Origin of the sequence: uncultured Tateyamaria sp., assembly GCF_947494755.1 — a bacterium.
Lineage (GTDB): Bacteria > Pseudomonadota > Alphaproteobacteria > Rhodobacterales > Rhodobacteraceae > Tateyamaria.
In genome coordinates this window covers 89,055-95,814 of the sequence record NZ_CANLVZ010000015.1, presented here as the reverse complement: position 1 = coordinate 95,814, position 6,760 = coordinate 89,055, and the positions used below count along the sequence as shown (strand labels likewise).

Below are 6,760 nucleotides of genomic sequence, written 5' to 3'. Positions count from 1 at the left end.
GCTTCTCTTCATCGTCTGTCTCCTCAGTTGGAGAACAGGCTAACTCTAAATGCCGGACTTTTCAGGGGAGCAGGTCACCGTCACCAGCGATCAGGGATGGCCACAAGCGCCTGCATTCTCAATGGCATTCGCCGGGCCGCGTCCCAACACCATCTCGACCCCGCGTCACCAGACGCAAGGCAACACCCTGACCGTCACCGATAGCGGTTTTGGCAATGTGCTCGACGGTCTGCAACACAACAACACCGCCACCGCTTTCACGGCGACGGCGGCTGTCACGGTATCGCTCGAGGACGCAGCAGAACCGGTGCAGCACTTTCGCGACTGCACACAGGCACCCCCAGCCTAAAAGTCGAAAATATCTCCCAACAGGCTGCCCATCCCATTTTTCTTCTTACCGCGGTGATGCTGCATCTGGCGTGGATCGTCATAGCCACGGCTGACCTGCGGTTGCGACGGGGGCGCAGGTGGAGGCGTCGCATAGGCCTCAGCCCGCTCAATGATCTTGTCCAACTCGCCGCGATCCAGCCAGACGCCGCGGCATTGAGGGCAATAGTCAATCTCGACCCCGCTGCGATCCGTGATCACGAGTTGGGTTCCGTCGATGGGGCATTGCATGGCGTGTCTCCTATTCCAGATTTGGCGTATATGTAGGAGGGCACCATGCGTCACACATCCGCACAATTGGGTATCAGCAGTGGTGGGTGCCGGGCGCGCCCTTGATCTGACCTTGCACATTCGCGGTCATCCATCCGCCATAAAAATCGCCCGGCTGCGGAATGACACGTACCTCGGCAACAAAGCACGCCTCCATCTTGCCGGCATAGATGGCCACGTGATCTTTGAGTTGCGCAAATCGGTCACTGGGGGAGGGATAACTCCAGGTCGCACTCTGCGCCGTCTCACTGCCAGCGCCTAAATCCCAGTACTGAGCCCGCCCTTTCCACTCGCAAAAAGACCCGCCTGGCGAAGGGGTCAGCTGTGCAAGAACGTCGGCGCGGGGCAGGTAATATGTGGGGGCATGATGGGTTTCGAGAACCCGTAAGGCGGATACACTATCCGCCACGCAGACACCTGCAAACAGCGCGCGTATGCGGTTGGGCACGGGTTCAAGCGCGGATGGGCGCGGATAGGTTTGAACATTCTCGACCGGTAAATCCATACCCGGCGACCTAAGCCGAACAGAAAGCAAACCGAGGGCATCGTAAGGGATTATTAACCAAACTGGGGCCAAGTCATCTTCTGTTAACCTTAACTGGAGCCGCCCTCGTGATCCGCGCCCTCCTTGTCCTGATGTTGAGCCTTGCGGCATATCCGGCCGATGCTGGGGCATGGCTGCGCGAACACAAGACGGGGTTTCTGGCCTTCAGCGGTACCGTGGACGAGAATAGCGAAACCGAAGGGTCGGTCTATGCGGAATATGGCCTGCGCCCAAAGCTGACGCTCGGGTTCAAAGGCGATGCCAATCTGCCTCAGGGACGACTTGGCGAGGGGTCCGTATTCCTGTTCGCACGGCTACCAATCCACACCGGCGACAAGCCATACAAGCTGGCCTACGAAATCGGGCTTGGGGGCACGTTTGGGCTGGATTTTGAGCCGATGGTGCGGACCGGCCTCAGCTATGGCCGGGGGCTGTCCTTTGGTGAAACCAGCGGGTGGTTCGCGGTTGATGCTGCGGTTGAATGGGCTCAAGGGGATGCCAGTGATATCCGAAAACTCGACACAACCGTCGGGGTCAATCTGAGCGAGCGCTTCAAAGTGATGATGCAGGTCTTTTACACCGGCACGGACCTCGGGGATTTCTTCACATACGCCCCGTCACTGATCTGGCAACCAACGCCAAAGACGCCATCGTTCCAGATCGGCGTTGAATCTGACGACGGTATCCTATCGCTCAAACTCGGACTGTGGCGCACGTTCTGAAATGGCAGGGGGGCGAAGGTCGGACACCCTCGCCCGAGCCCACTCAGCGGTCCATGCGAACGGTTGCGCGCACCTGACCACGCACCTCGGTCGGAAACTCAAGCGAGAACTGATCTTCGTTCGCCCCCACACGCCCGCGCCCAATCGGGACCTCATAGACTTTGGCATTCGCCGCATTCTGCAGATCCCCGGACAGCGCGACGCTGTCGACAAACTGGCAATAGCTGAGGAATGGCAGCTTCTTGTCCGTCCCAATCACCCAGGTGCGCGCATTGGTATTTTGGGTATGGACGATCACCAGCGGATTTTCAGCATGCTCCAGCACGTTGTGATAGGAATTGCCAACGTAGTGAACTGCCTGGTTCCGATCATAGTCCAGATCCGCGATACTGGTATCGACCCGCTCGGCGCGCTCGATATTGCCATTGATCGACCGGAACCGGTTGCCTGAAACCGTGATCCCGTTCAGGAAGTGACCCGCGCCATGGGGCTTGATCACGAAATAGCTGAACCAAGGCGGCACGTCGCCTGACAAGAACACGTTGTCCGTGATCGACAATGAACTGAACGAGAAACCACCGGTAAAGGCAGGGGTGGGGTCACGCTCATTCGTCCACTCGATAAAGCAGTTATCGACATAGTTGCCCGACATCACACAGCCCGTGTAATTGTCCATGAACACCATACCAGCCGTGCGGATGCCGTCAGGCACCCCGTCGCCCTGGAAAAAGTGGTTGCCGCTGATGAGGTGGTTCTGCCCGGCCAACAGCGCAAAGTGACGGAAGCGTGTTGCGCGGCAGTCGCGAATTTTCACATCATTGGAATTGACGTTCAACCCGATGCTCACACGATCAGCCACATCCAACGCCTCTTCGGCGGACAGGAACTGACAGCGGCTGATCAACATCCCCTGACACCCCACACCGATCGAGGTCACACCGCGGTCGAGGGGGCGTGTGATAAAGCAATCCTGCAACTCGAATGCCGGACCGCTTGGGGCCAGCATGATACCGCTGCATCGACTGTTCGACTGAAACTCGATATCGGCCATGATGAATTTCGTGAGGTTTTCGAACCCACTGAAATCAATCAGATACTGGAACCGACGGAAGGTGTAATTCTGCGTCCCTTCAGCGTCGAAGAGCGGCGCATTCAGCGTGATCTCCTGTGCGCCCACATTCTTGTCCAGAACATAGATCTCGCGCCCTACACCGTTGCCCTCAACCAGCGAGCCGACCTCAATATTGGCGATGTTCGTCACATTGGTCAGGCGGCGCGAATTTGAGGCCGAATAGGTCGCGGGCGATGTGGCGACAACCGTGTCCCAGGCCCCGTTTGCCGCCTCAAGTTGCCCATTCCGGATCAACCGGCGAGTCGCATAGGCGGGCCGGTTGGGCACAAAGGCGGCCATATCCAACGGCTCACTAACCGCCACACGGCGCCCCCGCATATCAAGGCTTTCGTGATCGGACTGGTTCAGCAGCGCCTGAAACGCTTTACCAAAGGCCAGCGCCTCGTCCCCGAACGCGTCAATATAGGCAGGCAGATCAAAGTTCTTGCGCAGCAACAGCATCTTGTCGACGGGCATCGTGACGGTCCCTTCAAATCGGGCCGGATCGTCAAAACTGACATCGTTGGCCAGATAAAATGTACCCTGCGGCACAAGGATCGTACGCCCGTTTGCAGCCGCCGCGGCCGCCTCGAACGCGCCGCTGTCATCTGTGATCCCGTCGCCAATCGCGCCAAAGTCGCGCACATCCACATAGGCCAACAAGTCACGCAGAAAAACAGATGTCACATCTTCGATCTCGATATCGTCGATGCGGACGACCCCGCCATTCGGTCCGGTCAGATCAATACCGAAATGGCCGTAGACCGCGTCGACACCCCATACCAGATCAACGCCGCCTCGATTGCCCGCACCGATGATGGCCGACACTTCCAGCACATCGCCGTAGGTCGTTAGGGTCGTGCTGTCGGCGGTCAGATCGACTCCGGGCACTGCTGTACCGTTCGCGCGTGCAGCATAAGCAGCCACACGAACCGACGGCAGGCTGCCCGCGATCGCCTTGATGCGCGCAGTTACACGGATGTAGCACCCCGGCTGCAAAGGGGTCTCGCCCATGTATCGCACACGAGTCGTGTTCGATATTTTTTGCACTTCAAGGCAGCCACCAAAATCCTGATCAGCAGGCACGAAGGCCGCGTTTGGCGCGTTTTCATATGTATCCGAGCCGGGCGTTCCATCACCGCTCGACCACACATCCAGACCATTCGCAAAGGCGGGCGGCATCAGCAATATGCCCTCAGTGATTGCCTTATTCATCCATTCATCCCTTTTAACCGGGGGCCGTCAGGCCCGAGTGTTCGCAGTCAAACCGCACGGGTCGGGGGCTCCGACCTGTCAGGGCAAGGGAAGTATCAACGAGGAGTTAACGCGCGCTCACACCACCGGACGGCACCCCATGAGCGCGCGCAACAGACGGCGGGAATACGCGCAGCGAATGTTACACCTCTTTCACAAGGGGCGGAGCGTGGATGACTCTAGGTCAACCACCGCCTAGGGTTATGCTGCACCTGCAAACACCGAGGCCCAAACACCATGTCCAGATCATCTAACGCCCGCCCCAAAGTCGTGATCATAGGCGCCGGTTTCGGCGGTATCTCTGCCGCCAAAGCGCTGGCCAAAGCACCCGTCGACGTCAAAGTGATCGACCGGCGTAACTACCACCTGTTTCAGCCCCTGCTCTATCAGGTGGCCACCGCCGATCTGTCACCGGCTGATGTGGCCTGGCCGATCCGTGGGATCTTCAACCGACAGGAAAATGTCAGCGTCGCCCTGACCGAGGTGCGCGACATCGATCTTGAGGCCAAACAAGTGGTCGGAGAGGACGGGCGGTTCGACTATGACTACCTCATCGTCGCAAGTGGCGCGCATCACTCCTATTTCGGGCGGGATGAATGGGAAAAACACGCGCCGGGCTTGAAACGGATCATCGACGCCACCGAAATCCGCAAACAGGTGCTGGTCGCGTTCGAGCGGGCAGAGGTGTCAAACTCGGACGCTGAACAGCGCCGCCAACTCACCTTCATCGTGGTCGGCGGCGGACCGACAGGGGTGGAAATGGCAGGCGCGATTGCGGAACTCGCCAACCACGCGCTTGCGTCGGACTTCCATCGGATCAACTCGCGCGACGCACGAGTGATCCTGGTCGAAGCAGGCGACCGGCTTCTCAAGGCTTTCCCGCCCAAACTGTCCGAACGCGCTCAAAAGTCACTGGAAAAACTGGGCGTCGAAATCATGCTCGACACCCGTGTCGAAGACATTACCGAAGAGGGCGTGCAACTGCCCGGCACCTTCATCCCCTCAGCCTGCAAAATCTGGGGCGCGGGCGTGGCTGTGAAAAACGTCGGGCGCTGGTTGAAGGCCGAAACCGACCGCACGGGCCGCGTGCCTGTGGCGCCGGATCTGTCAATGCCGGACCACCCCGAGGTGTTCGTGATCGGCGATGCGGCACAAGCGCCGTGGAAAGACGGACTTGATGTTCCCGGCATTGCGCCCGCCGCCAAACAGGGCGGCAAATATGTGGGCAAGCTGATATCGCGTCGTGTTCAGGGCAAATCTGACCTCGCCCCGTTTCGCTATGCCCATGCCGGTAACCTCGCCACCATCGGACGCCACGCTGCGGTCATCGACTTTGGCAAACTGCACATGTCGGGGTTTGTGGCCTGGTGGATCTGGGGCATCGCCCACATCTATTTCCTGATCGGCGTGCGCCAGCCCCTCATCGTGGCCTTCAGTTGGTTCTGGTCCTACCTCACCTTCTCCAAAGGGGCACGGTTGATCACCGGGTTGCGACCCCTCTATGAAGAGCACGACAGCGAGCCCAAACCGGTGCTTGAAAAAGTGGGGTAATCCTTGTGACCATACGCACCGCGCAAATGTCGGATGCGTCCAGCCTCGCCGCCCTCTCAATAGAGGTGTGGCTGGGCACCTACCTCAAACACGGTATCAACGGGTTTTTCGCGGACTACGTGTTGCACGAATTCACCGCCGCCAAGATGGGATCGCTGATTTCCGACCCGAAACAGATCATTTATGTCTCCGAAAACCGGGATGGGATCGACGGCTTCATCCGCGTGACACCCGGCACGCCAGACCCTGTTGCTGGCGCGTCAAACACTGAGATTTCAACATTCTACGTTCAGCCGCGTCATCACGGCACAGGCATCGGGAAACAATTGCTACAAACCGCACTGAACCATTGCAAGGGGCAGAAAATAGGGTCGGTCTGGCTCGCCACGAACGCTGAAAATAGCCCGGCCATTGGGTTCTATCTGGCAAACGGTTTCACCCATATCGGCGAAACCCATTTCGTGATCGACGACCAGCAGTACCTGAACAACGTCTACGCCCGCCAACTCGGCTAGGCGCTTACGCCTGTCGCATCCAAAAGCTGCACGCCGTTGATTTTCCAGCCATCCTCGGTTTCCAGCATCCGGTAGTCGAGCAAATGCACCGCCCCGTCGCCATCCACAATGCGCACGGTCTGCCAATAGGCACCGTTTTCTTGGCGCAGCCCCAGATAGGTGACTTCGGCAGGCCGCCAGACCATCGGATAGCCCTGAGTGACCATGCGTCCGAAATTCTCGGGTGTGCGGAAAATGCCTTGGATCGAGGGCGAGGCAAAGGCGAAAGCACCGGCGAAATCATCCGCCTCGAACGCCTCGATCTGACTGCCGATTACAGCTTCGATCTCGGTGCCTTGAGCGACGGCAATCCCCGCCATCGACATGGCCAGTGCGGCCCCCATCATCCACTTGCGCATCGCGGCTC

The 6,760-nt window shown here is 58.9% G+C and carries 8 protein-coding genes; 4 read left to right on the top strand and 4 right to left on the bottom strand.

The window, feature by feature from the left end; all coding sequences use genetic code 11:
- The first annotated feature begins 49 nt into the window (after positions 1 to 49).
- Positions 50 to 349, top strand: coding sequence for a hypothetical protein (locus Q0908_RS17035; protein WP_299287321.1), 300 nt, complete (start codon positions 50 to 52; stop codon positions 347 to 349).
- Here Q0908_RS17035 and Q0908_RS17030 read toward each other — a convergent pair.
- Positions 346 to 618 (bottom strand): zf-TFIIB domain-containing protein, encoded by a 273-nt coding sequence (locus tag Q0908_RS17030; RefSeq protein ID WP_299287318.1) that lies wholly within the window; start codon positions 616 to 618, stop codon positions 346 to 348. The two genes, Q0908_RS17035 and Q0908_RS17030, sit on opposite strands and share 4 nt — an antisense overlap.
- A 73-nt stretch (positions 619 to 691) precedes the next feature.
- A complete protein-coding gene (locus tag Q0908_RS17025) occupies positions 692 to 1,162 on the bottom strand; it encodes a DUF427 domain-containing protein (protein WP_299287315.1) in 471 nt (156 codons plus the stop codon).
- Positions 1,163 to 1,269: 107 nt separating this feature from the next.
- Here Q0908_RS17025 and Q0908_RS17020 point away from each other — a divergent pair, with 107 nt between their 5' ends.
- Positions 1,270 to 1,923, top strand: a complete 654-nt coding sequence (locus tag Q0908_RS17020; RefSeq protein ID WP_299287312.1) for a hypothetical protein — start codon at positions 1,270 to 1,272, stop codon at positions 1,921 to 1,923.
- 43 nt (positions 1,924 to 1,966) lie between these two features.
- On the opposite strand, the gene Q0908_RS17015 is transcribed toward Q0908_RS17020, so the two are convergent.
- On the bottom strand, positions 1,967 to 4,249 hold the full coding sequence (locus Q0908_RS17015) for a glycosyl hydrolase family 28-related protein (RefSeq protein WP_299287309.1): 2,283 nt from the start codon (positions 4,247 to 4,249) through the stop codon (positions 1,967 to 1,969).
- Between the two features lie 276 nt (positions 4,250 to 4,525).
- Here Q0908_RS17015 and Q0908_RS17010 point away from each other — a divergent pair, with 276 nt between their 5' ends.
- Positions 4,526 to 5,839, top strand: a complete 1,314-nt coding sequence (locus Q0908_RS17010; protein WP_299287306.1) for an NAD(P)/FAD-dependent oxidoreductase — start codon at positions 4,526 to 4,528, stop codon at positions 5,837 to 5,839.
- Positions 5,840 to 5,844: 5 nt separating this feature from the next.
- Positions 5,845 to 6,354, top strand: coding sequence for a GNAT family N-acetyltransferase (locus Q0908_RS17005; RefSeq protein WP_299287303.1), 510 nt, complete (start codon positions 5,845 to 5,847; stop codon positions 6,352 to 6,354).
- Here Q0908_RS17005 and Q0908_RS17000 read toward each other — a convergent pair.
- Positions 6,351 to 6,752, bottom strand: a complete 402-nt coding sequence (locus Q0908_RS17000) for a DUF4864 domain-containing protein (RefSeq protein ID WP_299287300.1) — start codon at positions 6,750 to 6,752, stop codon at positions 6,351 to 6,353. The two genes, Q0908_RS17005 and Q0908_RS17000, sit on opposite strands and share 4 nt — an antisense overlap.
- Positions 6,753 to 6,760 lie beyond the last annotated feature (8 nt).